Annotated in this window: 21 protein-coding genes, 1 tRNA gene and 1 riboswitch; of the genes, 11 read left to right on the top strand and 11 right to left on the bottom strand. The window is 40.6% G+C overall.

Features of this window, described 5'->3' with window-relative positions; genetic code table 11:
• Nucleotides 1-341: 341 nt before the first annotated feature.
• From E4S40_RS11600 to E4S40_RS11590, 3 genes are all read left to right on the top strand, one after another.
• Nucleotides 342-3596 carry a SusC/RagA family TonB-linked outer membrane protein gene (locus E4S40_RS11600; RefSeq protein WP_135074181.1) on the top strand — a complete coding sequence of 1085 codons (3255 nt, stop codon included), beginning with the start codon at nucleotides 342-344 and terminating at the stop codon, nucleotides 3594-3596.
• 50 nt (nucleotides 3597-3646) lie between these two features.
• Complete coding sequence (locus E4S40_RS11595) at nucleotides 3647-5380, top strand: RagB/SusD family nutrient uptake outer membrane protein (RefSeq protein ID WP_135074179.1); 1734 nt, start codon at nucleotides 3647-3649, stop codon at nucleotides 5378-5380.
• A 134-nt stretch (nucleotides 5381-5514) separates the two neighbouring features.
• Entirely contained in the window at nucleotides 5515-9036 is a 3522-nt protein-coding gene (locus E4S40_RS11590; RefSeq protein WP_135074177.1) for an FG-GAP-like repeat-containing protein, read from the top strand.
• Here E4S40_RS11590 and E4S40_RS11585 read toward each other — a convergent pair.
• Nucleotides 9033-9794, bottom strand: coding sequence for a creatininase family protein (locus E4S40_RS11585; protein ID WP_135074175.1), 762 nt, complete (start codon nucleotides 9792-9794; stop codon nucleotides 9033-9035). The genes E4S40_RS11590 and E4S40_RS11585 overlap by 4 nt on opposite strands.
• 77 nt (nucleotides 9795-9871) lie before the next feature.
• Here E4S40_RS11585 and E4S40_RS11580 point away from each other — a divergent pair, with 77 nt between their 5' ends.
• From E4S40_RS11580 to E4S40_RS11565, 4 genes are all read left to right on the top strand, one after another.
• Nucleotides 9872-10852, top strand: a complete 981-nt coding sequence (locus tag E4S40_RS11580) for an isoaspartyl peptidase/L-asparaginase family protein (protein WP_135074173.1) — start codon at nucleotides 9872-9874, stop codon at nucleotides 10850-10852.
• A gap of 1 nt (nucleotide 10853) precedes the next feature.
• Nucleotides 10854-11594: a copper homeostasis protein CutC gene (locus E4S40_RS11575; RefSeq protein ID WP_135074171.1), complete on the top strand. Its 741-nt coding sequence runs from the start codon at nucleotides 10854-10856 to the stop codon at nucleotides 11592-11594.
• Nucleotides 11595-11695: 101 nt separating this feature from the next.
• The gene (locus E4S40_RS11570; RefSeq protein ID WP_161971801.1) at nucleotides 11696-13126 is read left to right on the top strand and encodes an FG-GAP repeat domain-containing protein; all 1431 of its coding nucleotides are present in this window, start codon (nucleotides 11696-11698) and stop codon (nucleotides 13124-13126) included.
• A gap of 110 nt (nucleotides 13127-13236) precedes the next feature.
• Nucleotides 13237-13698, top strand: coding sequence for a CBS domain-containing protein (locus tag E4S40_RS11565; protein ID WP_135074167.1), 462 nt, complete (start codon nucleotides 13237-13239; stop codon nucleotides 13696-13698).
• A 21-nt stretch (nucleotides 13699-13719) separates the two neighbouring features.
• On the opposite strand, the gene E4S40_RS11560 is transcribed toward E4S40_RS11565, so the two are convergent.
• The 4 genes from E4S40_RS11560 to E4S40_RS11545 form a co-directional block, all read right to left on the bottom strand.
• Entirely contained in the window at nucleotides 13720-14895 is a 1176-nt protein-coding gene (locus E4S40_RS11560) for a trans-sulfuration enzyme family protein (protein WP_135074165.1), read from the bottom strand.
• Between the two features lie 91 nt (nucleotides 14896-14986).
• Nucleotides 14987-15089: riboswitch (SAM riboswitch) on the bottom strand.
• 54 nt (nucleotides 15090-15143) lie between these two features.
• Nucleotides 15144-15704 carry an aminoacyl-tRNA hydrolase gene (pth, locus tag E4S40_RS11555; RefSeq protein WP_135074163.1) on the bottom strand — a complete coding sequence of 187 codons (561 nt, stop codon included), beginning with the start codon at nucleotides 15702-15704 and terminating at the stop codon, nucleotides 15144-15146.
• A gap of 149 nt (nucleotides 15705-15853) precedes the next feature.
• Nucleotides 15854-16435, bottom strand: coding sequence for a 50S ribosomal protein L25/general stress protein Ctc (locus E4S40_RS11550; protein ID WP_135074161.1), 582 nt, complete (start codon nucleotides 16433-16435; stop codon nucleotides 15854-15856).
• Nucleotides 16436-16459: 24 nt separating this feature from the next.
• Complete coding sequence (locus E4S40_RS11545) at nucleotides 16460-17386, bottom strand: ribose-phosphate pyrophosphokinase (RefSeq protein WP_135074159.1); 927 nt, start codon at nucleotides 17384-17386, stop codon at nucleotides 16460-16462.
• 235 nt (nucleotides 17387-17621) lie between these two features.
• Between E4S40_RS11545 and E4S40_RS11540 the strand changes: the two genes are divergently transcribed.
• Together E4S40_RS11540 and E4S40_RS11535 are read left to right on the top strand one after the other, a co-directional pair.
• Entirely contained in the window at nucleotides 17622-20333 is a 2712-nt protein-coding gene (locus E4S40_RS11540) for a M14 family metallopeptidase (protein WP_135074157.1), read from the top strand.
• Between the two features lie 137 nt (nucleotides 20334-20470).
• Nucleotides 20471-21187: an EcsC family protein gene (locus E4S40_RS11535; protein WP_135074155.1), complete on the top strand. Its 717-nt coding sequence runs from the start codon at nucleotides 20471-20473 to the stop codon at nucleotides 21185-21187.
• Between the two features lie 28 nt (nucleotides 21188-21215).
• Here the strand turns inward: E4S40_RS11535 and E4S40_RS11530 are convergent.
• A tRNA-Gln gene (locus tag E4S40_RS11530) sits at nucleotides 21216-21288 on the bottom strand.
• 298 nt (nucleotides 21289-21586) lie between these two features.
• Between E4S40_RS11530 and E4S40_RS11525 the strand changes: the two genes are divergently transcribed.
• Nucleotides 21587-21838 carry a hypothetical protein gene (locus E4S40_RS11525; RefSeq protein WP_135074153.1) on the top strand — a complete coding sequence of 84 codons (252 nt, stop codon included), beginning with the start codon at nucleotides 21587-21589 and terminating at the stop codon, nucleotides 21836-21838.
• Between the two features lie 52 nt (nucleotides 21839-21890).
• Here E4S40_RS11525 and rplI read toward each other — a convergent pair whose 3' ends face one another.
• The 4 genes from rplI to E4S40_RS11505 form a co-directional block, all read right to left on the bottom strand.
• Nucleotides 21891-22334: a 50S ribosomal protein L9 gene (gene rplI / locus E4S40_RS11520; protein ID WP_135074151.1), complete on the bottom strand. Its 444-nt coding sequence runs from the start codon at nucleotides 22332-22334 to the stop codon at nucleotides 21891-21893.
• Nucleotides 22335-22370: 36 nt separating this feature from the next.
• On the bottom strand, nucleotides 22371-22622 hold the full coding sequence (gene rpsR / locus E4S40_RS11515; RefSeq protein ID WP_024281712.1) for a 30S ribosomal protein S18: 252 nt from the start codon (nucleotides 22620-22622) through the stop codon (nucleotides 22371-22373).
• Complete coding sequence (gene rpsF / locus E4S40_RS11510; RefSeq protein WP_135074150.1) at nucleotides 22619-22990, bottom strand: 30S ribosomal protein S6; 372 nt, start codon at nucleotides 22988-22990, stop codon at nucleotides 22619-22621. Before rpsF ends, rpsR begins: the two co-directional genes overlap by 4 nt.
• 151 nt (nucleotides 22991-23141) lie before the next feature.
• A complete protein-coding gene (locus tag E4S40_RS11505; RefSeq protein ID WP_135074148.1) occupies nucleotides 23142-24071 on the bottom strand; it encodes a hypothetical protein in 930 nt (309 codons plus the stop codon).
• An 18-nt stretch (nucleotides 24072-24089) separates the two neighbouring features.
• On the opposite strand from E4S40_RS11505, the gene E4S40_RS11500 reads away from it, so the two are divergent.
• Nucleotides 24090-24674: a methyltransferase gene (locus tag E4S40_RS11500; RefSeq protein ID WP_202615363.1), complete on the top strand. Its 585-nt coding sequence runs from the start codon at nucleotides 24090-24092 to the stop codon at nucleotides 24672-24674.
• Here the strand turns inward: E4S40_RS11500 and E4S40_RS11495 are convergent.
• Nucleotides 24668-25447: a class I SAM-dependent methyltransferase gene (locus tag E4S40_RS11495; RefSeq protein WP_135074146.1), complete on the bottom strand. Its 780-nt coding sequence runs from the start codon at nucleotides 25445-25447 to the stop codon at nucleotides 24668-24670. The genes E4S40_RS11500 and E4S40_RS11495 overlap by 7 nt on opposite strands.
• Nucleotides 25448-25451: the final 4 nt, after the last annotated feature.

Genomic DNA, 25451 nt, shown 5'->3' with positions numbered 1-25451 from the left:
TGTTAAAATTATTTCCTTCCATAGAATATTTATGCTTAGAAATTTGAATTTTGTTTTAGATTCTTTAACATTGATGATTAAGAAGTACAATAAACCCCAGAAAATAACCGCCTATGACCAATAAGACTTAGCATCTCTTTCCTCGCAAAAGCATCTATTGATGCACTCAAACCTTTAGGCGAAAGCCATTTGCAGGTATTCGTACCATGGTATAATAGCAATAGAAATCCCAAATTTTGAAGGGCCTTAACTATTGCAATTATTTTGAGAATAATCGCAAACGATTGCATAATCAATTAACAGACAAGTATTTGAGATTAATCTTGTTACCCAATCTATCTATGTTTATGAAAAATGTTTACAAAAGCCTAAGTGCGCTTTTAATGCTCTTAGTATTAGCCAGTTCCGCAGCCATGGCGCAGCGGGTTGTAACTGGTACAGTGCTGGACGAGTTTGATGTAGGGTTGCCGGGTGTGTCCGTCCTAGTAAAAGGAACGACCACGGGTACCGCTACCGACATTGACGGTAAATTCTCCCTCAATGTGCCTAATGACCAAGCTGTTTTGGTTTTCTCTTTTATCGGTTATGCCACTATCGAGCAGGTAGTTGGAAATCGAAGTGTCATCGATGTGAAGATGGCGCCAGATGAGCAAACTTTGACAGAATTGGTAGTAACCGGTTATACGATTGATAGCCGAAGAGAGACTACAGGTGCGATTGCAACGGTAGACCCTAAAGATTTGACAGTGATTCCTACCGGTAACGTAGAACAGACCCTACAAGGTCGTGTTTCCGGTGTAACGGTAATTACTAACGGTCAGCCAGGTACTTCTTCTATCATTCGTGTTCGTGGTTTCGGTGCCTTCGGTGGTAACGAACCATTGTACGTTGTAGATGGTGTGCCTGTAGGATCAACTGATTTCTTGAACCCTGATGACATTGAGTCAACCACTGTATTGAAGGATGCTGCTGCAGCTTCAATTTATGGTGCTCGTGCTGCTAACGGTGTAATTATCTACACTACTAAGCGAGGCAGAAGAGGAAATCAGAAAATTAGAGTGGATTATAACGGTATGTTCGGTTTGACTACTCCTGGTAAAGGCTTGGACATGATGAATCCACAGGATTTTGCTACTTACACTTGGTTGGCTGAAACTAACCAGGCAGCTATCGACGGTCGTGCTCCAAATTATGGTCACCCACAATTTGGTACAGGAACAACCCCAGTATTGCCTTACTACATCAACGTAGGTGGTGCTGCAGGTGTGCCTGGCCCACTTTCAGCAGCTGAAATTGAGCAACAAAGAGCTCTTTATAATGTGGATCCTACCAAAGGACCTGTTCATCAGCTTGTAAGAGCTGCTACTGGAGAAGGAACAGACTGGTATGAGGCTTTGACTAGAAACGCTCCTTTGAACAGACACTCCATTGGATTGAGTGGTGGTTCTGAAACTAGCCGATTCTTTATCGGTTTGGGCTATCAGGATCAAGCTGGTATCATGATCGTGAACAACTTCCGAAGACTTTCTTTCAGAGCTAATTCTGAGTTTGATGTAACGAAGCGATTCCGAATCGGTGAAAACTTCCAGGCTACTTACCGTCAGGTATTAGGTCAGCAAGGTGGCACCGGTGGTCGAGGCGTTTCCGACGATGAGAACGACATCCTTCAGGCTTTCCGTATGCCATCAATCATTCCAGTATATGATGAATTCGGAGGTTATGCAGGTACTGCAGCTCGAGGTTTCAACAACCCAAGAAACCCTGTGGCTAACCGAGATGGTCAGCGTGATAACAGAAACTTTAATGCGAACGTTTTTGGTAACGTTTATGCAGAATATGACATCCTTGATGATTTGAGATTTAGATCTTCCATCGGTGGTCAATATAATAACTACTACTTCTGGGGATATTCCAGATTGCAGTACGAAAACTCTGAAAACAACTCTGCTTTCGGTTACAACGAAGGAGCTGGTTTTGTTTTCGGATGGACCTTTACCAATACTCTTTCTTGGAAGAAAACTTTCGGGAAGCATGCATTTGATGTGATTGTTGGTCAGGAAGCTTTGAATACTGGTGCTGGTAGAAACATGTCTGCCTCTGGTCAGAATCCATTCTCTACTGACCCTGACTTCATCAATATTTCCAACTTACCTGTATCTTCTCGTCAAGTAAATTCAGATTTGTTTAAGGGTGTGAACTTCAACTCTTACTTCGGTCGTGTGAATTATACTTTCAATGATAAGTACCTATTCAGTGCTGTTGTAAGACGTGACGGTTCTTCTCGATTCGGTGCTAACAACCGATATGGTGTATTCCCTGCATTCTCTGCAGCTTGGAGAATTTCTTCTGAAGAATTCTTGGCTAGCGCTACTTGGATTGACGATTTGAAAATCCGAGGTGGTTGGGGACAAATGGGTAACTCCAATAACGTAGACCCTAACAACCAATTCTCCCTATTTGGTGGTACTGTAGGAGCTTCTTCTTACGATATCACTGGTTCTAATTCTTCTGCTTCTATTGGTTTCAGAAGAACTCGAATTGGTAACCCGAATGCACAGTGGGAAACAGCGGTAACTCAAAACGTTGGTTTTGATGGTACTTTCTTCAATGGAAGATTGGATGTGATCTTTGATTGGTGGAGAAAAGACACCAAAGACCTATTGTTTACTGTGCCAATTCCTTTGACAGCTGGTAGCAATGCTGCTCCACCAGCAGTAAACATTGGTGAAATGTTGAACAGAGGTTTGGATCTTTTGGTGTCAACAAGAGGTAACCTTTCTTCTTCTTTGACTTATGAGTTGACTGTAACAGGTTCTACCTTGAAGAACGAAATCGTAGCCTTGGCCCCAGGTTTGGAAATTATTACTTCCGTTAACCCTGCTTACCGAGGTATTCGTCCAATTAGAAACTCTGTAGGACAGCCGCTTTCCACTTTCTTCGGATATAAAGTTTTGGGCTTGTTCCAAAGCCAAGAAGATGTAAACTCTCATGCAGAGCAAGTTGGTGCAGCTCCTGGTCGATTCAAGTATGAAGATACTGATGGAGACGGTGTGATCACCCCTGATGACAGACAAGTATTGGGTAATCCAATCCCTGATTTCACTGGTGGTGTTAACTTCACTGTAGGATATAAAGGTTTTGACCTTTCTGCTTACTTGTACACTTCTATCGGTAATGAAGTTTGGAACCAGTCTAAGTGGTTCACTGACTTCTTCTCTACTTTCGAAGGTGCTGCAATTTCTGAGCGTTTGAAAGACTCTTGGTCTCCTCAGAATCCTAACGCTACTATTCCTATCGTAGACCGTTCTTCTACATTCTCTACTTCAACTGTTGAAAACAGTTACTATGTAGAGGATGGTTCATACCTAAGACTTCAGAACGTTACTCTTGGATATACCCTTCCTCAGAATCTTCTAGACAAGTGGAAGTTGCAAAGGCTAAGAGTATTTGCTTCTGCAAACAACCTATTTACTATCTCTGGATATGAAGGTTTGGATCCTGCAGTAGGCGGAGACGCGGATTTGACGTTTGGTATTGATGTTGGTAACTACCCAGTTACTAGAGGTTACACTTTGGGTCTGAATGTCAGCTTCTAAGTCTAACATTTCACAGCGAATCGAGTTATAGAAAATATAATTGATTAAAAATGAAAAATTTTAAATTAAAATTTGGAGCCCTATCATTATCAGCAATGATGATGGTAGCAGTGAGTTGTTCTGATGAGTTCCTTGAAGTTCCACCAACAGGATTGCTTGCACAAGCTCAGCTGTCATCTTTGGCAGGTATTGAAGCTTCCTTGATTGCAGCATATTCTCAGGTGAACGGACGAGGTAACCGTCTAGGTTCCCCTTCCAACTGGGTTTGGGGAAGTATCCGAGGGGGAGAGGCTAATAAAGGTACTGACCCTGGGGACTTTACCACCATTAACCCTATTCAGCGTTTTGAAAATGATGCTGCTTCTGGTGAAATGGGGTCAAAGTGGAACGTTTGCTACGAGGGTATTGCCCGCGCTAACAACGTTTTGAGATTATTGCAAGAGCCAGGACCAGATGTGACTGATGCTGACGCTATCAGATTAGCTGCTCAGGCAAGATTCCTGAGAGCTCACTTCTATTTTGAATTGAAGCGTGATTACAACAATACGCCTTATGTAGATGAGAATGTTGATTACGGTTCTGGTTTGGAAGAAGTAAGTAACAACCAAGATCTATGGCCTTTTATTGAGGCTGATTTCCAATATGCAATTGATAACCTTCCTGCTACACAATCACAAGTTGGTCGTGTAAACTCTTGGGCTGCCAAGGCTTATATGGGTAAGGTTTACTTGTATCAAGGGAAATTCTCTCAGGCTAAATCCATGTTTGACGATGTAATTGCCAATGGTGTTACATCCAATGGATTGAAGTATGATCTTGTTCCTTACTATGATGACATGTTCCGCGGAGCAAATGATAACCATCAGGAATCTGTTTGGGCTTATCAGTCTGCTGCAGGTACAGGGTCTGTATTGAATGCTAACCCTGAGTTTGACTTGAACTTCCCATACAATACCGGACCTGCTGGACCAGGTAACTGTTGTGGATTCTTCCAGCCAAGCTTTACTTTCGTGAATGCATTTAGAACTGATGCTAATGGTCTTCCATTGTTGGACAAGTCTTACAATGATCCAGCTAACAGAGTAAAAAGTGATATGGGTCTAAACTCTGACCAGGACTTTACTCCAGATGCTGGTAACTTGGATCCACGTTTGGATCATACTGTAGGTCGTAGAGGTATTCCTTATCTAGATTGGCAAGATCATCCAGGCGCTGCTTGGATTCGTAACCAGCCTAATGGTGGCCCTTACTCTCCTAAGAAGTATGTATATGCTCGTTCTGAGCAAGGTTCTTTCCAGGATAACTCTTCTTGGACTCCAGGTTACACTGGTATCAACTTCATGATTATTCGATTTGCCGATGTGCTTTTGATGTCAGCTGAAGCAGATATCGAAACTGGTAACTTGGAAAGTGCTCGCGCTAAGGTGAACCGAGTTCGTGAGAGAGCAATGAACTCTAAATTGCTTCGTGAAGACGGAACCCCAGCTGCTAACTATGTAATCTCTACTTATGATGCTCCTTGGACTGATGCAAATGCAGCAAGAACTGCTGTTCGTATGGAGAGAATGCTTGAGTTGGGAATGGAAGGACATAGATTCTATGATCTAATCAGATGGAATACTGTTCAGGCTGAATTGGACTTCTACTTTGCACTTGACGGAACTATTCTGACTGGTGCATTGGGTGGAGCTAAGTTCTCTGACAAGTATCGTCTTGTTCCAATTCCTCAAGATCAAATTGACTTAGTAGGTTCAGACATTCTGATTCAGAATCCTGGCTTCTAAGCATAAATTGATAGTTTAAAAAAGGGACCAGAAATGGTCCCTTTTTTTGTTTTTACCAGTCAATTCTGCTTAATTTTTTTTGCCCTATTTGATTAAATAGTAATTTCAAGACTAATAATTACCCCTGCCCAATCATGAAGATTAATGCCGCTTTATTCTCCCTTTTTGTTTCTGTAATCCTGTTTTCCTGTAAAAAAACAGATACTCTATTTGAACTGAAATCTCCTGATGAGACAGGGATTGATTTTAATAATGAGATTATTGAAACAGATTCTTTTAACATCCTCACGGACGAATACATTTTTAATGGGGGTGGCGTTGCAGTTGCTGATTTTGATCAAAATGGTTTGCCTGATTTGTTTTTTACAGGTAATCAGGTGCCTAATAAATTATACCTCAACCAAGGTGATTTTAAGTTTAAAGACATTTCTGAGGGTGCAGGAATATCAGCTTCTGAAAAATGGTGTACCGGTGTTACTGTGATAGATATCAATCAAGACGGATGGATGGATATCTATGTGGTTGCTGCGATGAAAACCGGGCCTGGGGAACGTGATAACTTATTGTTTGTAAATCAAGGAAAAGACTCCCAAGGAAATGTAACCTTTAAAGAAATGGCTGCTTCCTATGGAATTGCCGATTCTGGAAATGGAATGGGAGCTGCTTTTGTGGATTATGATTTAGATGGTGATCTTGATTTATATGTGTTGAATAATGAGCAAAGCAAAATCACACCTTCGAATTACCGTGAAAAAATTACGGATGGATCTGCCATTAATAATGATGCTTTCTATCGAAATAACGGGGATGGCTCATTTACAAATGTAACTGTTGAGGCAGGGATTACTATTGAAGGCTTTGGTTTGGGACTTTTGACCTCAGACTTGAATAATGACGGTTGGCCTGATATCCATGTTTCCAATGATTATGTAACGAATGATTTGCTTTACATCAACAATCAGGATGGGACTTTTTCGAATCAAATTTCCCAAAAATTGAAGCATCAAAGTCAGTTTTCCATGGGCTCAGATATATCAGACTTCAATAATGACATGATGCCTGATATCGTCACCTTAGACATGCTGGGTGAAGATAACTATCGAAAAAAGACAACCATTGGTAAGAATTCCTACCAAGTCTATATCAGCAATGAACAATGGGGTTATGAATACCAACATGTCCGAAACATGCTCCATATGAATAATGGTCCTGAAGCTCCATTTAGCGAAATAGGGATGTATGCGGGTATGTATCAAACTGATTGGTCTTGGTCGCCGCTTTTTGGAGATGTTGATCAGGATGGATGGAGAGACTTACTTATCACGAATGGTTTTCCTCGGGATATTACGGATAAGGATTTTGCAAACTATCGGGCTGACGTTGGCAATATCGCTACAGTTAGACAACTTTTAGATTCTATTCCGATAGTAAAAATCCCAAATTATGCCTTTAAAAATCAGGGAGACTGGACTTTTGCCAATAGTGGAAATGAATGGGGTTTGGATAAGCCTTCATTTTCCAATGGCGCAGCCTTAGTGGATTTGGATCTGGATGGGGATTTGGATTATGTGGTGAATAATATTAATGACCCGGCCTTTGTATTTGAGAATTTGCTGAATGAAAAAGAAAACAAAGGAGATTATCTAAAAATCGATTTGCAGGGACCTGAATTAAACCCTCAAGGTCTAGGAGCTAAGGTAATTTTGACTTTTTCCGATGGTTCCAAACTTTTTCAAGAGCAGCAGCTAGTTCGAGGATATATGTCCACTCTTGATGCAATGATGCACTTTGGTTTGGGTAAGAATCGTACTATCGCAGATCTAAAAGTGATTTGGCCGGATGGAAGAATCAATCAGCTTTCTGCTGTCGATCCAAATCAGACCCTTTCTGTAGACTACAGCCAATCACAGCCCGGAAGATATTCCTTAGCTATTTTGGATTTCGAAAATGGAAGTCCGCTTGTTGAGGAAGTGACAGATCAGGTTGGGATTTCTTTTGTCCATCAGGAGCAGGATAAGATTGATTACAATGTACAGCGGACCTTACCACATAAGTTAACCCAATATGGGCCAGCCTTAGCTGTAGGGGACTTGAATGGGGATGGAATGGAAGATTTGATTGTCGGGTCTTCGTCGGGTGAGGAACCTACCGCATTTATTCAGCAATCTGACGGGACCTTTTCAGAAAGAATACTGATAGGAGATGAAAACACGAATTTCGAAGAGATGGGAATTCTGCTTTTTGATTTGGATAATGACGGAGATTTGGATTTGTATTTGGTAGGAGGAAGTAATGAGTTTTTGCCCAACTCGACTGAATATAACGATAGACTGTACCTAAATGATGGTAAAGGGAATTTTACCCTAGATCAGAATTTTCAGGAAGTGAAAGCAAGTGGAAGTGTAGTACGTGCTGCTGACTTTGATCAAGATGGATTCTTGGATCTTTTTGTAGGAGGGAGAACTCCTTTTGCTCAATTTCCTTACCCAGAAAAGAGCTTTTTGCTGAAAAATAATGGAGGTACACTAAGCAATGTAACGGATGAAGTTGCGCCTGAATTAAGTCAAATTGGTATGGTGACCGATGCTATTTGGTCGGATGTGGATTTGGATGGAGCACTTGATTTGGTTGTTGTTGGCGAATTAATGTCTATTCAAATTTTCCATAATCAAAATGGGAAACTTGAATTGATGGCCGATACTGGTTTGGAAAAATATAAAGGCTGGTGGAATTCCATAGCATCCGGTGATTTCGACCAAGATGGGGATATGGATTTTGTGGTTGGGAATTTAGGAGCGAATAATCATTTCCATCCTTCTTTTGAAAAACCCTTTAAAATTTACGCCAAGGACTTTGACAATAATGGAAGTGTAGACCCTGTGATTTTCTCTTGGTACAAAGATCGTTCTGGGAATTTTGAGTCCTATCCAAGCCATTTTTGGGATGATTTGTATGGACAAAGTATTCTTTTCAGAAGAAAATTTGAGCGATATAAAACCTACGCCGAAGCAACCGAGCAAACTTTATTTACAGAAGAGGAGCGAAGAGATGCCTTGATTTTGGAGGGGAATTATGATCGATCTGTTTATGTGAAAAATCTAGGAAATGGAAAATTCGAAATTCATCAACTCCCTAAAGAAGCTCAATTAGCCCCTGTTTTTGGGCTGGTTTCCGAAGATGTAAATGGTGATGGGTATTTGGATGTTGTTTTGGTCGGAAATGATTTCGGGAATGAAATTTTCATTGGAAGACTTGATGCCTTGAACGGATTGGTTCTTTTGGGAGATGGACAAGGAGGCTTCGAATCAATTTCCACAAGAGAAAGTGGATTCTTGGTTCCGGGTGACGCCAAAGCTTTGGTAAAGCTAAATCGTGCTTCGGGTAGTCCGCTTTTGATCGCTTCTCAAAATAGAGGGGAGCTAAAGGTATTTAGATTGGAAAATAAGGAAGAGCAAACCATTGTGCCCAGTCAGGATATTGTAGCGGTGGTGGTTGAATTAGAAAATGGGAAAACCGTCCGCTACGAAACTGGATTTGGAAGCGGCTTCTTATCCCAGTCTTCCAGAGAGATTCGACTTCCTGAGGGAGTGAAAGGAATTAAAGCGGTTAATTTCCGCGGGGAGGTTCAAGAAATGGATGGAGCTGTATTGAATTAACGATACAGCTCATCCGTTTTCACCTCGCAAATATCCAGGAATAGCTGGGCGACTTTGTCGGTTACATCTTCAAAATATCGTTTTCCTTTTTCAGGATTGGCTTTTTTTGGATTTCCGACTCCAGTGTCTTGGGTTACTTGAGACCATTTTCGCTCGGCCCAAGCCCACCTTTCTCTTACACCCTGAATGCTGGATTTTTTATCCTTTCCATCTCCAGCTTCCTCAAGTGGTAAAACCAATTCGGGATGTAAATGCTGAATCAATGCGGTTTCCATTTCGTCTGCATGATCCCCCTCTTCCTCAAAGTATTGGCTTTTGTCAAGGGCTTGAAACCAATTAGAAGTGAACAGAAGCATGTCCGGAAATTGAAGCCCTAATTCGCGCAGAGCTGTTTTGAAATCATTTCCACCATGGCTGTTGAGGATCAAAAACTTTTTAACTCCCTGTCTATTTAAAACTTCTAATACATCTCGAATAATGGCCATTTGCGTACTTGGATTCATATTAATGTCCAAATAAATATCTGCCTGTCCAGTATTGACTCCAAAAGGGATGGTTGGTAATACGACTAAATTCCCGCCTTTTTCCCAAGCCTTTCGACCTGCCTCCGCGCTAATGGCATCAGCCTCGAAAATGTCAGTTCCATAAGGAAGATGGTAATTATGCGCTTCGGTTGCACCCCAAGGCAAAACTGCTAATTCATATCGATGAGTTTTTAAGGATTTCCAAGTGCATTCTTTGAGGAGATAAGGTCTCATTTTTTTAAGATTTGGTGGGAAATTGAAGAAAAAGCCTTGATATTAATCTTTTCAAAACTTCATCTAAATTATCATTCATGTCTCAAAGAAGAAAGTTTATTAAAAAATCCTTACTCGGTTCTTTGGTCGCTCTACCAACTCTCAGCCATGCACTTCCCCGGATTGATTTTTCTAGAAAAAAGGCAGACGGACCTTTGATTCTTTCGACTTGGAATCATGGTCTTCCAGCTAATGTTGCTGCCATTGAGAAGTTCAAGCAGACTGGAAGTATTTTGGATGCGGTGGAGACGGGAGTGAAGGATACAGAATTGGACATGGATAATTTATCTGTTGGGTTGCAGGGTCTGCCTGACAGGGAGGGGATTACTACTTTGGATGCCTCCATTATGACTGGAGACGGGTCCTGCGGCTCAGTGGCTTTTGTTCGTCAAATCAAACACCCAATCACACTGGCAAGAGCGGTGATGGAAAAAACCCCCCATGTTATGCTGGCAGGAGAAGGAGCTCGGCAATTTGCGATTGCTGAGGGATTCCCACTGGAAAAAGAAGAGTTGAGTCCCAAGGCTCAAGAAGCTTATGATGAATGGAAAAAAACCAGCAAATACAAGCCTGTTATTAATATCGAAAACCATGATACCATAGGGATGATTGGCATGGATGATAAAGGGAAATTAGCTGGCAGCTGTACGACAAGTGGGCTTGCTTACAAAATGCATGGACGAGTAGGTGATAGTCCAATTATTGGGGCAGGATTGTACGTGGATGATGAAGCGGGGGCTGCTACAGCTACGGGGCTAGGAGAGTCGATTATTCGGATTTGTGGGAGTTTTCTGATTGTAGAATTGATGCGACAGGGAAGAAGCCCACAGGAAGCTTGTGAAGAAGCAGTAAGACGATTGATTTCAAAAAACAGAAAAAATATTGCAGATATTCAAGCTGGGTTTTTGGCGATAAATAAAGATGGTGAAGTGGGTGCTTTCGCTGTTCACCCTGGATTTAATTTCGCCAAAGCTAATCTGACTAGTAATGAATTAATTGACTCAAAGAGTCATTTTTAACATGGAATATTTACTGGAGGCCCCCGTTTTTAATATTCAATCAGCCTTGGATGCTGCTCGATTTGGAGTGCATCGATTGGAATTGTGTGCAAATTTTCCTGAAGGAGGAGAGACTCCCAGTGCCGGGATGCTTCAAACTCTGAAAAGTGAATTAGATATTCCGGTCTTTGTCATGATTCGACCAAGAGGAGGGGATTTTTGTTATTCGCCCAAAGAGTTGTTGGTCATGAAAAAGGATATTGAGATTTTGGGTGAAATGGGAGCAGATGGATTTGTATTTGGTGTTTTAGACGCTGATGGAAATATTCATTCAGAGGCTTGCGAAAGCCTTCTTCGAGCTGCTTCAGGAAAACCATGTACTTTTCATAGAGCTTTTGATGTCTGTCGAAGTCCTGAAGAGTCCTTGGAGGAGATTATTCGATTAGGATTTCGAAGAATACTGACCTCAGGAGCTAAAAATTCGGTGACTGAAGGAATAGCTTTTATCGAAAAGTTGATTCAAAAAGCCGCAGGACGAATAATCATTATGCCAGGAGGTGGCTCCAAACCTGACCATGTGCTTCAGCTGAAGAAATGGGAAGGTTTCCAAGAGATTCATGCATCCTGTAAAACCAAAGTCAGATCCATTAATCAATATTTTAATCCGGAAGTACAATTTTCCACCAATTCAGAGGATTTTAAATTTCATTTAGGGATTGATCAAATTATTGTTGAAGAGTTTTTGGAGGCGTTTAAGGAATGATAAGATTAGTTCCCTTCATACTTTTGATTTTTATTTTTTCTGCATGTGGGCCAATTTCTGAGCGAAAACAGCCTGTTCCAAGTTTATACCAATTATCCCAAATGGATTTGAATTTGGATGGGGAAAAACTCGCAGAGCTATACTGTGGAAATTGTCATCTGAAACCCGATCCGGAAATTTTGGACAGAAACACTTGGGAGACCAAAGTGCTTCCAGATATGCGAATGCGAATGGGTTTATACCTAGCAGAGGATTTTGGTGTTACGCTTCCCGCTGATAATGGCGTTCCAAAGGGAATCTATTCTGAAATTCCACTTATCAAGCGGGATGATTGGCAAAAGCTGAAAAACTATTATTTGGAATCAGCGCCTACAACTCCTCTTCCTCAAAAGGAAAAAATTTCTCCTAAAGTAGGTATTCCAAATTTCGAAGTGGAAATTCCTGAAATTGATTTTTTATACCCTGATCTGATTACTATGATTCATGTGGATGATGATTCCAATATTTGGTTGGGTCATCGATTCAAAAGGCTTTTTCAACTGAAATTTGATGAGGGCTTCAAGCTTGTTGATTCCTTGATCACTGATGTGGCACCGGTTTCCATACATTTTAATCAAACGGGTTTTGAGTTGCTTTCGATGGGGCTAATGGATCCTTCCAATGATTCTTTAGGGACATTAGAACAGTTAGAAAAAGTAGGTCAAAAATGGGAAGCAACCCGTCTTAATAGCAAACTAATGCGTCCAGTTGATTTGGCTGTTGGGGATTTGAATGGGGATGGGAGAGAGGATCGCGTGATTTCTCAGTTCGGCAATCATCTGGGTAAATTGAGCGTATTTTTTTCAAAAGAGAATGGAAAAGAAGAGGTAGTATTAAAGGCTTTGCCGGGTGCACGGAAAGTAGAATTGGTGGATTTTGATCAAGATGGAGACCTGGATGTGATTGGGATGATGACTCAAGCTCGGGAGGGGATTTATTTTTGGGAAAATGTCGGAGATCAACGCTTCTCGGAGAAGGTGCTTTTGGAGTTTCAACCTGCCTTTGGAAGTAGTGATTTTCAACTGGTAGATATTAACCGGGATGGTCTATTAGATATTGTGATGGTGAATGGAGACAATGCAGATTTATCTCAAATTTTCAAAAATTTCCATGGAGTCCGGATTTTTAAAAACAAGGGAGGTCTTGAATTTGAAGAAACTTGGTTTTATCCGATGTATGGCGCAAGTGGGATTAAGGCTGATGATTTTGATCAAGATGGGGATGTGGATTTAGTGGCTATTTCCTTTTTTCCTGACACCAAGCAGTCTCCTAAGCAAGACTTGATTTACTTCGAGAATAAAGGGCTATATCAATTTCAGCCTTATGTCTCTGGCTTGGATTCGGATGCAAATTTCCTAATTATCGCTAAGGGAGATATAGATCAAGATGAGGATCAAGATATTTTGGTAGGAGCATTTGATTTTGATGATTTGTATAAAAAGCCTTCTGAAAACTGGCGGCCATTAATTTTGCTTAGAAATAAAATTTTTTAGAAAATCATATTGATAGAATAAAAGCCTGAGAATTAATTTTATCTGGATTAATAATTTGAAAAAGTGATGATTTTCAGTATATTATTCATCCAATTTTAAATTCAAAGGCTATGGTAAAAAGTTTCCAAGGAGTTCGTATGGTAGCATCCAAGCGAACTACTCCTACTCCCATTCTCGTACGAGATCACATGAGCACCAATCTTGTCACCTTCCATCCAGAGGACACTATTGATCAGGTTCTTGAGGTGTTGACAAGGCGTAAAATTTCCGGTGCCCCCGTGGTTGATGAATCGGGTGGTTTGGTAGGGATAATTTCCGAAGTCGATTGCTTGAAGGAAATTATCAAAGGAAAGTATACCAATACGCCAAAATTCCCAGCTAAAGTCAAAGAGCATATGACAAGTGAGGTAATTACTTTATCTCCTGACTTATCCTTGTTTGATGCGGCAGGAAAATTTTTAGAGCTGAAAAAAAGACGATTCCCTGTTTTAAAGGACGGGAAATTAGTAGGTCAAATTAGTTTGAGTGATGTCATCCGGGCTTTTCCAAAATTGAAATCCACTACTTGGTAAATGAAATAGGGCTTTAAAGCCCTATTTTTTTGATCTTTCCAATGCCTTTTCGATATCTGACAGAATATCTTCTGGATGTTCCAATCCCACCGATACTCGGACGAGTCCATCTGTAATCCCAACTCGAAGTCTTTCTTCTTCACTCAGTTTACTGTGAGTCGTCGATGCCGGATGCGTGATAATTGTTCGGCTATCTCCTAGATTGGCAGTGATGGAAATCATCTCCAGTTGATCAATAAATCTCTGTACCCTAGTTAAGCCACCTTTTAATTGCAAGGTGAGAATTCCCCCACCTTGGCTCATTTGTTTGATAGCTAGGTGATACTGAGGATGAGATTTGAGGAATGGATATCGTACCTGCTCAATCTCTGGATGTGATTGGAAATGTTCTGCAATTTTTAAGGCACTGCTGCAATGTCTATCCATTCGAACAGCCAATGTTTCCATACTCTTGGATAAAATCCAGGAGTTAAAAGGCGAAATAGCAGGGCCTGTATGTCTTGTGAAAAACTGAACCTCTTTAATCAGCTCTTTTTTACCTAAAATTAATCCTCCTAAAACTCTTCCTTGTCCATCGATAAACTTCGTCGCTGAATGAGCAACTAAGTGTGCTCCCCATTTGGCTGGCTGCTGTAAGTATGGGGTGGCAAAACAATTATCAACCACCAAAATCAGATTATGAGACTCAGCGAATTTCCCAGCCCATTCCAAGTCGATGATTTCCAAACCAGGGTTGGAAGGGGTTTCCAGAAATAGCATTTTGGTGTTAGGCTGAATTAGTCGGTCCCAATTTTCATAATCTGAAATATCTCCATAGGTGGATGAGATTCCCCACTTGGGGAAAATTCGCGTCAAGAGTTGGTGAGTGGATCCAAATAAAGATCGAGATGCCAAAATGTGGTCCCCTTGCTGCAAAAGAGAGGCAATACTGGCAAACATTGCAGCCATCCCAGAAGCAGTGGCAATCCCATCTTCTGTTCCTTCCGCGGCACATATTTTTTCAATGAGTTCGCTTGTATTGGGATTGGCGTAGCGGGAATAAATATTCCCTTCGATTTCATCTGCAAAAGTTGCCCGAGCCTCTTCTGCAGAATCAAAAGTAAAACTGGAAGTAAGGTAAATAGGGCTTGAATGCTCTTTTTGATTGGATTTGGAAGAGTTAATCCGGATAGCTTTGGTTTCAAAATGCTGACTCATACTGATTGGATTTGGATGAAAATCAGGAGTTGATTATAAAAGTCCAACCCGAGCGAATAAGAACTAAAAAGTAATAGGATCGCAATCTTACAATTTATAGTTCCCTGAAAGGGTAGGAATTGGCACCTTTTCATTGAATCGAATGGTTGCCAGAGGGTCATCGAGCCTAGTCTCTTACCTCTTCTTTATAAATCTTTACCTGAAGTGCTGCAAAGTACAGGGTTACAAAATCAAATCCAAATCTTTGATCAATCGTTGAATTGAGTCATAGTCTGGGAAATGCCGATCCTGCAGAAAGCTAAAATCATTTCGATGGCTTTATCCATCATGATTGGGAGTTCTTCAAATTCTTTCTCGCTAAACCTTCCCAGTACATATTCTACTTGCTTTCCTTTAGGGAAATCATTTCCTATTCCCATTCGTAATCTTGGGTAATTTTGGCCCCCGGTTAGGTCTTCAATATTTTTCAGGCCATTATGTCCAGCAGAACTACCTTTTGCCCGCATTCTCAATTTAGAAAAGGGTAATGCCACCTCATCAACTACTACAAGTAGGTTTTCCTTTGGAATTTTCAGTTCCTTCATCCAATAATTTACTGCCTTTCCACTGAGATTCATGTAGGTAGTTGGTTTAATTAGATGGATACTTCGACCTTTATATTTGATTTCGCTTTTAAAAGCCAAACGGTCACTTTTCCATTCCGCTTCGAATTTATCTGCCAGTCGATCCAAAGTCAGAAAGCCTATATTATGCCTTGTGAGCTCGTAAGCCGGTCCAATATTTCCAAGTCCTACAATTAGGTATTTCATTTGATTTTCTCCTGTTTATAAAGCCTTTTGGCTTTTACAATCTCTGTTTGCATCTAAATGTTTTATTACCTCGAAATGCTCAAAATTGATTTTTCAAAATAAAAAAATCCTGCCCTTTGGAGGCAGGATTTTAAATGAGTTCAAGAAAATTAAGCTTCTTCGGTTGCTTTCTTTCCTCTCAAAGCTCTTGGGATACCGATAGTTACAATTGATACGTTAGGGCTTGTCAAGATTTCAAAACCTTCTACGTTCAATTCACCAACTTTGAAAGATTTTCCAAGATCCAATTTAGAGATATCTACTTCAATGTAGTCAGGGAAGTTTTGGGCAAGACCCTTTACTTTCAAGGATCTTGTTTTCATTTCCAACTTACCACCTTTGGCAATACCTGGGGAGTTTCCGACTACCTTTACTGGGATTTCGAATTTGATTGGTCGATCTTCAGTGTAAGCCATAAAGTCAGCGTGCATCAATACCTCACTTACAGGATGGAATTGAGCATCTTTCAAAACTGCCTTAACCTTAGTTCCTTCGATGTTTAGATCAACAAGGTGAACATCAGGAGTGTAGATCAAGTCTCTGAACAAGATTGCAGGACTGTGGAAGTGAATTTGCTCTGGAATACCAGGGCCGTACACTACGCAAGGTACGCTTCCTGATTCACGGATTTCCTTCAAACTAGCACTGTCGAGATTTGCTCTTTTAAACCCTATAATCTCAAGTGTTTTCATATGTATTTGTATTTAAAATTGGTTCTAAATAAATAAAGAACTGATAGAGGTGTTTCCAGTGACAGCATGGATGGCTTTCGAAAACAAATCCGCAACACCTAATACTCGGATTTTGGATGATTTCTGTCTTAGAGGAATCGTATCTGTGATAACCAACTCTTTCAAAACAGAATTTTCAATGTTTTCGTAGGCTTTTCCGGATAAAACGCCGTGAGTAGCAATAGCTCTGACAGATTTTGCTCCTTTATCCATGATGATTTGAGCTGCCTTGCATAGCGTACCAGCGGTATCTACCAAGTCATCCACAAGTACCACGTCTCTACCTTCTACGTCCCCGATTACCTGCATGGAGGCAATCTCATTGGCTCTTTTTCTGTGCTTATCACAGACAACCATATCTACTTCAAAATGCTTGGCGTAAGCTCTCGCTCGAGCTACTCCACCTACGTCCGGAGATGCGAAAATCAAATCCGGTAGATCCAGCATTTGCAAATAGGGCACAAAGATAGCAGATCCATTTAAATGATCCAATGGGATATCAAAAAATCCCTGAATCTGACCGGCATGCAGGTCACAGGTCATAATTCGATCAGCTCCTGCTGATGTTAGCATATTTGCAATTAATTTGGCTGCGATAGAAACCCGAGGTCTATCCTTTCGGTCCTGTCTTGCATATCCGAAATAGGGGATTACTGCACACACTTTATAAGCACTGGCACGCTTAGCCGCATCGATCATCAAGCAAAGCTCCAGAATATTGTCGGTAGGTGGATTGGTGCTTTGAATGATGAATACATTGCAACCACGAATGGATTCGTCGAAGCTGGTTGACATTTCACCATCGCTAAATCTGGATAAGGTGACCTGTCCTAAATTTTTACCAAAGTTTTTGGAGATTTTTTTTGCAAGTTCAGTACTGTTGGATCCTGAAAATATTTTTACCTCGGACATGGGATTTTTTGGTTAGGGCGGAATTTTTTTCTGGAAATCAAGACAAAAGTAAGAATTTTTGATGGCAAGGGAAGATGTTGGAGTAGTAATCGGAAAAATGTTCTTTATTGACTTGTTTCAGTGAGTTCGTTTCAAAAATTTTCCGATCCTGTAAAATATCCATCAAAGAGTCTGAATATCATGAGGCCCTCTAATTTTTGGCTTATTTTTATAGATCGACTATTTGCGAAAACTTATGAGAAAAGATTTACGATCCCTACTCTTGATTTTCCTGTTGCTTGCAGGATTTCAAATTCAGGCTCAGCAAGTCCCTACACCCAAATCTCATTTTGGGTTTGATATAGGGGATGACTACATGCTGGCCAATTTTACCCAGACAGAAGCTTATTTTAAGAAAGTAGCTGAAGCTTCCGATCGCGTCATAATGACAAGCATCGGAAAGACGGAATATGGCAGAGAGCAACCCATGATGATTGTAACTGCTCCAAAAAACTTCGCCAACCTTGACCGATACAAGGAAATATCTCAAAAATTGGCTCGTGCAGAAATGTCCAGGGAAGAGGCAGAGGCTTTGATTGCAGAAGGGAAGCCAGTTATTTGGATTGATGGAGGTTTGCATGCAAATGAAGTAGTTGGGCCTCATCAATTAATTCAGACCTTGTATGAGCTGGCTTCCAGAAATGATGAAGAAACCCTGAGAATCTTGGATGAAGTGATCATTTTATTGGTTCATGCCAATCCGGATGGAATGGAAATCATGTCCGATTGGTACATGCGAAAAGAAGATCCAACCAAACGTGATCAGAATATTCCTATCCTGTATCAGAAATATGTGGGGCATGATAACAACCGGGATTTTTACATGAACAATATGTCAGAGGCTACCAATATGTCTCTGCAGCAATATGTGGAATGGATTCCTCAAATCATTTATAATCACCATCAGTCAGGTCCTGCTGGGTCTGTTTTGGCAGGTCCTCCCTACCGAGATCCTTTCAACCACGTCTTTGATCCATTGATTATTACAAGTTTGGATGCGGTTGGCGCAGCTATGATCAACCGCTTGCATCAGGAAGATAAGCCGGGTTATACACGATTAGATGGTTCTGTATTCTCCACTTGGTGGAATGGTGGACTTCGTACCACTCCTTATTATCATAATCAGATTGGTATCTTGACAGAGATTATCGGGAACCCGACACCCTCTGAAGTTCCTTTGGTTCCGGATCGTTTGATTCCAAATAACGGAACTCCCTATCCGGTTACTCCGAGGGATTGGCACTTCAAAACATCTATAGAGTATTCTGTTTCTTTGAATTATGCCATTCTCAATCATGCTGTGCGTCATGGAGATGAATTACTTCGAAACATTTATATCATGGGTAGAAGATCCATCGAGAAGGGTCAGAAAGATACTTGGACTATGTATCCCAAATATGCTCAAGCGGTAGAAGATGCCTTCGAACAAGCTCGTAAGGAGGGAAAAGCGCAGCGTCCTAGTGGATGGAGATCAGGTCTTCCTAAAGAGTTTTATGATGAGGTTTATACAGATCAGGCTAGAAAGGATCCTTATGGATATATTTTGTCTGCCGATCAACCCGATTTTCCAACGGCTATCAAGTTTTTGAATGCCTTGATTAAGTCCGGGATTTTGGTGCATAAAGCTACTTCTGACTTTACAGTGAATGGAAATACCTATCCTGCTGGTTCCTACATTGTAAAAACTGCTCAGGCTTTCCGTCCTCATGTGATTGATATGTTTGAGCCTCAGGATCACCCGAATGACTTCTTGTATCCTGGAGGACCTCCAATTCGCCCATATGATGCGGCTGGATGGACTTTGGCTTACCAAATGGGGTCTGAGATCGATCGGATTATGGAGGACTTTGATGGACCGTTTGAAGCTGTTCCTTACGGAGAAATTCAAACACCTCCTGCCAAAGCATTGGCTAATGGATCTGGCTATCTGATCGATGTTCGAGGTAATAATTCCTTCATGGCTGTCAATGACCTGTTGAAAGCTAAAGTAAAAGTATACCGCACAACTGAATCAGTAAATGGCTTGCCAGCAGGGTCTTTCTATGTGGGTTCTGCCGGGAAATCAATTTTGCAAAAAGCAGCACAAGAATATGGAGTCTATGGACAGCCTGCTTCCCGACCGAGAAATATCACGGAAGTTAAACCTGCCCGAATCGGTTTGTTCGATTACTATGGAGGTTCCATGCCATCGGGATGGGTTCGTTGGATGATGGAGCAGTTCCATTATGATTACAGCCTGGTCTTCCCTCAAGAAATTGATGCGGGGAATCTAAATGAAAAGTATGATGTGCTTTTATTCATAGGCCCGGGTATTCCTTCCGTGGGAAGCCGTGGTGGGGGTAGAGCTCAACCGGATGCTTCGGAAATTGATGAAAAGTATCATCATATGCTGGGTAACTTTAGTGCTGAAAAGTCAGTGCCAGCCATTGAGGCGTTTTTGCAAAATGGAGGAAATGTAATTACGGTCGGTTCCGCTACTGAGCTTGCCTTCCATTTGGGGCTACCTGTAAAGGATGCTTTGGTTGAAATGGGTGCCGATGGACAAGAGCGACCTTTGAGCAGTGAAAAATATTATATCCCAGGTTCGGTGCTGGAGATGCACGTGGATAATTCCAAGCCAATCAATTATGGCATGGGCGAAAAGTCTTATATCATGTTTAACCGCTCCCCGGTTTTCCATTTGAGTCCAGAAGCAGCCAATGAGGGTGTAAAAGCTCTGGCCTGGTTTGGTGAAGAAGAACCACTTCGAAGTGGATGGGCCTGGGGGCAAGCTTATCTGAAAAATGGAGTAACTGCCTTTGAGGCTCCTGTAGGTAAAGGGAAGCTGTTTGCCTTTGGGCCAGAAATTACCTTCCGATCTCAATCACATGGCACCTTTAAGATGTTATTTAACGGATTGTACCGATGACATCTTTCTAAAAAGACCTATTTATAATCCGCACCTTCAAAAGGTGCGGATTTTTTTTCGCTTTTGATTTTTTCTTTCCTTAAACTGTTGTTAAATAAATCCCGTCTTAGCATTAGGCGATAAGCTTATGCCAAATCATGGATACCTATCAACACTATATTCAAGCTGAACTGACCTCTTGGCTATATCAAATGAAAAAACCTCCTTCGATTGGAAGCAGGCTTGCCCATGGGGTTCAAAAGAAAATCAATCAGATTATTCCTGAAAAAGTCCATAAGGTTGTAACCGCTGCTATAGAGAATATGGTAAAAGCTGTTATTACAGGTTCTTCTTGGATTGTTCCAAAAGCTTCAGCTCATCTAACCACCAAAGAGCGGGAAATGAAGGTCAGGAGTCGAATTAAATGGTATCGAAATTCCGCTTCGGCTGAAGGTGCCATAACTGGTGCTGGAGGTATTTTGATGGGTTTTGCTGATTTCCCAGCATTTTTGGCTATCAAAATGAAGATGCTATTTGATGTCGCAGCTTTGTATGGATTTGATACCAAGGATTACCAAGAGCGTTTGTTTTTGCTCCATGTGTTTCAATTAAGCTTTTCCTCCCAAAAGCGAAGAAATGAATTGATTGAGTTGATAGAAAATTGGGATTTATATAAGGACCAGCTTCCGCAATCGTTCGATGAGTTTGATTGGAAAACTTTTCAGCTTGATTATCGGGATTACATGGATTTGGCAAAATTGGCTCAATTGATTCCTATTGTAGGTGCTCCAGTGGGTGCTTTGGCGAATTATAAACTCACAAAACAGCTCGGGAAAAATGCGATGAATGCCTTCCGACTTCGATTATGGACATAAAAAAACCTCCCAATTTGGGAGGTTTTTGTTGGTCTACTAGGGCTCGAACCTAGACTCTTCTGAACCAAAATCAGACGTGTTGCCAGTTACACCATAGACCAGTTTGAAAAGAATCCCTTGTGGTTTCCTTTAAAGTGTCACAAAGGTAGAATTATGAGTTTTTTTTTCCAAGTACCTCCCAAAAGAATTTTAAAATTTTCCGCTAAAGAGGGTTTTATCAGGGATTTAAGGCGAATAAAAATATTTTTTAAAAAAAATTTAACCTAAAAATCCTTTTAAATTCAGTCCGCAATCGATTGAAAAATTGCAATTATGTTAACTTTCAATTGGTTATGTTGAAAAATTCGAAATAATTACCTTGTTTTGTTTCGAATTTTAAGAAAACACAAACATTTAGCTATGAGCGTAGAAAAAATGGAAAAGACCGTTATCGAAGCGGTCAACAAATTGGAAAAGCTAAAGGTCGGAGAATCTTTGGCTGCTGAATTGTCTTGGTGCTGGTTTAGCTTCAAGAACGATCAGAATCCAGTGGGTTTGATCGAGAAGAGCGAGAAGGCCTTGGAATTGTTTAAAGCTGCACGTGAAAAAAACAGTAGAGCTGTTTCCAAGAAATTGGTAGAAGATCTGGAAAAGATCTTGGTATTGAACTAAGAAAAAAAGGGCTGAATTTTCAGCCCTTTTCTATTTTTTGATGGTGTATAGCTTATTCAGCTACTACAACGAATTTTACATCAGTCTTAACTTCTCTGTGAAGGTCAACTTCTGCAGAAAATTCTCCAGCACCTTCAACAGGTGTGTTGATAGAGATTTTCTTACGATCGATATCAAATCCTTGAGCAGCAAGTGCATCAGAGATTTGAAGAGTAGTTACCTTACCGAAGATTTTTCCGGTTTCACCGATTTTAGCCTTGATTTCCAAAGTTACATCAGCAAGTTTAGCAGCTAGAGCTTCAGCATCAGCTTTCAATTTTTCAGCTTTGTGAGCAGCTTGCTTAATGTTTTCAGCCAAAATCTTCTTATTAGAAGAAGTAGCCAAAACAGCGTAACCTTGAGGAATGAGGTAGTTGCGACCATAACCTGGCTTCACATCTACCAAATCATTTTTATAGCCAAGACCTTTAATGTCTGTTTTTAGTATAATTTCCATTTCTGAATAGCTTTTTGGATGATAGGATAGAGCGAATTACTTCAAACCGTCAGTTACGAATGGTAGCAAAGCCAAATGTCTTGCTTTCTTCACAGCCTGAGCAACTTTACGCTGATATTTTGCAGAGTTTCCAGTCAATCTTCTAGGAAGGATTTTTCCCTGCTCGTTAACGAATTTCAAAAGGAAGTTAGGATCCTTGTAATCAATGTATTTGATCCCGTGCTTCTTGAATCGGCAATACTTCTTTTTTACTTCGCCTCTGTTGATTGGTTCGTTGAATAGTGTCATTGGGCAGCTTCCTCCTTAGCTTCGGTTTTTTTGTTGAACTCTCCTTTTCTTCTTCTTTCCGCATAAGCGATTGCGTGCTTGTCCAATACAGTAGTCAAGAATCGCATCACTTTTTCATCTCTACGGAATTCTACCTCCAACTTTTTGATTACAGTTGGATCTGCTTTGAACTCAACCAATACATAGAAACCGGTGGTCTTCTTTTGGATGGTGTAAGCCATCTTTTTAAGCCCCCAATTTTCCACATTGATGATTTCTGCCCCCTCTTCTTTTAACAAGTTCACGAACTTGTCGACAGTATCCTTCATCTGAACATCAGACAAAACGGGAGTTAAAATGAATACCGTCTCGTAGTTTCTTTGGAACATTTTCAAATGTGTTTTTGGATTTAAAATAAACAGACCGCAAAAGTAGGGGAATCTGTCCTTTTTTCCAAACGATATGTCGGCTGTCTTTTTTGATGAAGCACAAAAAAACCTCTCTGATTTAGAGAGGTTTCTGGCTTGATTGAGCTGTTTTTTATTTTACAGAGAATGTAGAAGATCCTATTTGGTAATTATCCACAAATATTCGGATTGTGTGATCTCCTGATGCATAGTCCGAACCCTTTTCATAATAGAAGGTAAGCGCTTCTCCAGAGTTATTAAAAAGCACATCCTGTTTTACGGTATAGAATTGCTCGATTCCATCTACTGTGAAGGTCCCTGATCCTTTTGCCACATCGAAAATAGGTTGCTCATTAGGAGCTAAGATTTGAACGTACACATTTCTAGGTCCTGGAGGGGCCACTTTATTCTCTGCGAAATTGAAGCTGATTTTGATCCGCTCGATTTGACGATTTCGAAAATCATTAGTGGTTTCCACTCGTTCTCTACCTCTTCTGTTTATTGCGGCTACGGTAATGTTTTCCGCCTTTAGCATAGATGCGACATTTACTTTAGCCTGCAAATCTTCTTTTTGTAGGTTGAGCTTTGCTACTTCTTCTTCGATTTCAGCCTGAGTGGTTTTGAGATCTTGATTTTCAGCATACAGTTGCTGATTCATAGCGCGCAGTTCCAAAATCTCCTGGTCTTTTTCCTGAAGCATGGAATTATAAGACTGAATCCGCTTGTTCAATTCTGCAATTTCATTGGCTGTTCGCTGACGATTAGAGTTACGTTCTGCGATTAATTGATCCCGAACTTGCTCCAAGGCAGCTATGTCTCCTCCTAATTTTTCGATTTCTTGAATACGTAGATTCAATTGATAAGTGACTGAATCAAGACGTTGATTCAATTGATTGTTTTCTGTGGAGAGTAGCAGGATTTCTTCCGTTTTTTTGGTACGATCGACATAGTCTGTGTACAGTTTGATCCCGCTGATGATGACCAAAAGGACAAGTACTATAATGATGATGTTCTTCCCTTGATCTTTTTTAGGTTCAGAATCTTTTTGAAAATTAGTGCTCATAATTATAAATAGGGCTTTATGATGTTTTTTGATGAAAGCTATTGGACGAAGCGCTATAGCCACGGGACTACAGGCTGGGATATTGGCTATCCATCTACCCCGCTAGTACAATATTTAGACCAAATTGAAGACAGGGAAATTCGTGTACTTATTCCAGGAGGAGGAAATGGTCATGAAGTAGCCTATTCATTCAAAAAAGGCTTTTTAGACGTCCATTTGCTGGATATTTCCGAAATTCCCTTAACAAATTTTAGCAATGCATACCCTGATTTTCCTAAAAATTACATCCACCATCAGGACTTTTTTGAGCATGAAGGAGCCTATGATTTGATTTTGGAGCAAACCTTTTTTTGCGCACTTCACCCCAGTCAGCGTGACGCCTATTGTCAAAAAATGAAGAAACTTTTAAAGCCAAATGGAATTCTAGCCGGAGTTCTTTTTTCGAAGGAATTTGATAGAGAGGGTCCACCCTTTGGAGGAAATATGAAGGAATATCAAAAGCTATTTTCTCAATATTTTATCATTCATAAATTGGAGCCATGCTACAACTCCATTCCGCCTCGAAGTGGGTCTGAACTTTTTATTGAATTTGAAAATCAATAATCTAAAATTCGATGAGTTTTTTCTCCCGGAAAATCGAAAAACACTACTCCACATTCATAGAAATCTAGACTTAATCGAACTTCCGGTCTAGCAATGATAGTTTTCCAAGCCAGGTACATTTCTCGGGACCAATAAATATCGGCAATTACCAGAATGCTCTTGGAATGCAGATGGGGGAGGAGCATTTCAAAATAATACATTGTGGCTTCAAATGTGTGAGTAGCATCCACTAAGGCAAAGTCAACTATTGGATTTTTCTCCAGAAAAGCTGGAAGTGTATCCTGAATTTTTCCAAGGACAAACTCCGTGTTTTTCTTTTTGAATCCTGCTTTAGCAACTTCCTGAATACTATGAGAGCCTTCAAAAGTCGCCAATTTTCCAAGGGTCACTTGACTTAGGTACCGTGTAGTAATTCCCAAACAAGTCCCTAATTCGATCAAAACCTTTGCAGGAGTTTTCGAAGCAAAAAATTGATAGAGTTGGGCGAATTTTCTACCAGAAGTGGAATACCGAGTTATGGCTGAAATTTCCCTCTCTCTTTGTGGGACTTTTTTTGATCCTGCTCCAAAATCATCTACAGGGATCAATGTGTGATTTTGGAGTAGTTTTTTTCGAAAACCCTCGATTTCAAGGTCATCTTTCTTCCGGTATTCAATATAGTTTCTAAGATCTTCGTAAAGGTTCGCCAGAAAAGGACCCTGTAAGGAATAATGATCCTCTTTCAGTAGCCAATAATACAAATATCCAAAAGCTGGAAACAGAATATTTGGCAAGGGA

Origin of the sequence: Algoriphagus kandeliae (assembly GCF_004571135.1) — a bacterium.
Taxonomy (GTDB): domain Bacteria; phylum Bacteroidota; class Bacteroidia; order Cytophagales; family Cyclobacteriaceae; genus Algoriphagus; species Algoriphagus kandeliae.
The sequence above is the reverse complement of the archived record's forward strand: the minus strand, read 5'-3'. Positions and strand labels throughout refer to the sequence as shown.

Bases quoted from the DNA above. Each gene is read 5' to 3' on its own strand.
- E4S40_RS11600 (WP_135074181.1), top strand. From the start codon at position 342: ATGTTTATGAAAAATGTTTACAAAAGCCTAAGTGCGCTTTTAATGCTC.
- E4S40_RS11595 (WP_135074179.1), top strand. From the start codon at position 3,647: ATGAAAAATTTTAAATTAAAATTTGGAGCCCTATCATTATCAGCAATG.
- E4S40_RS11590 (WP_135074177.1), top strand. From the start codon at position 5,515: ATGAAGATTAATGCCGCTTTATTCTCCCTTTTTGTTTCTGTAATCCTG.
- E4S40_RS11585 (WP_135074175.1), bottom strand. From the start codon at position 9,794: ATGAGACCTTATCTCCTCAAAGAATGCACTTGGAAATCCTTAAAAACT.
- E4S40_RS11580 (WP_135074173.1), top strand. From the start codon at position 9,872: ATGTCTCAAAGAAGAAAGTTTATTAAAAAATCCTTACTCGGTTCTTTG.
- E4S40_RS11575 (WP_135074171.1), top strand. From the start codon at position 10,854: ATGGAATATTTACTGGAGGCCCCCGTTTTTAATATTCAATCAGCCTTG.
- E4S40_RS11570 (WP_161971801.1), top strand. From the start codon at position 11,696: ATGGATTTGAATTTGGATGGGGAAAAACTCGCAGAGCTATACTGTGGA.
- E4S40_RS11565 (WP_135074167.1), top strand. From the start codon at position 13,237: ATGGTAAAAAGTTTCCAAGGAGTTCGTATGGTAGCATCCAAGCGAACT.
- E4S40_RS11560 (WP_135074165.1), bottom strand. From the start codon at position 14,895: ATGAGTCAGCATTTTGAAACCAAAGCTATCCGGATTAACTCTTCCAAA.
- pth (WP_135074163.1), bottom strand. From the start codon at position 15,704: ATGAAATACCTAATTGTAGGACTTGGAAATATTGGACCGGCTTACGAG.
- E4S40_RS11550 (WP_135074161.1), bottom strand. From the start codon at position 16,435: ATGAAAACACTTGAGATTATAGGGTTTAAAAGAGCAAATCTCGACAGT.
- E4S40_RS11545 (WP_135074159.1), bottom strand. From the start codon at position 17,386: ATGTCCGAGGTAAAAATATTTTCAGGATCCAACAGTACTGAACTTGCA.
- E4S40_RS11540 (WP_135074157.1), top strand. From the start codon at position 17,622: ATGAGAAAAGATTTACGATCCCTACTCTTGATTTTCCTGTTGCTTGCA.
- E4S40_RS11535 (WP_135074155.1), top strand. From the start codon at position 20,471: ATGGATACCTATCAACACTATATTCAAGCTGAACTGACCTCTTGGCTA.
- E4S40_RS11525 (WP_135074153.1), top strand. From the start codon at position 21,587: ATGAGCGTAGAAAAAATGGAAAAGACCGTTATCGAAGCGGTCAACAAA.
- rplI (WP_135074151.1), bottom strand. From the start codon at position 22,334: ATGGAAATTATACTAAAAACAGACATTAAAGGTCTTGGCTATAAAAAT.
- rpsR (WP_024281712.1), bottom strand. From the start codon at position 22,622: ATGACACTATTCAACGAACCAATCAACAGAGGCGAAGTAAAAAAGAAG.
- rpsF (WP_135074150.1), bottom strand. From the start codon at position 22,990: ATGTTCCAAAGAAACTACGAGACGGTATTCATTTTAACTCCCGTTTTG.
- E4S40_RS11505 (WP_135074148.1), bottom strand. From the start codon at position 24,071: ATGAGCACTAATTTTCAAAAAGATTCTGAACCTAAAAAAGATCAAGGG.
- E4S40_RS11500 (WP_202615363.1), top strand. From the start codon at position 24,090: ATGATGTTTTTTGATGAAAGCTATTGGACGAAGCGCTATAGCCACGGG.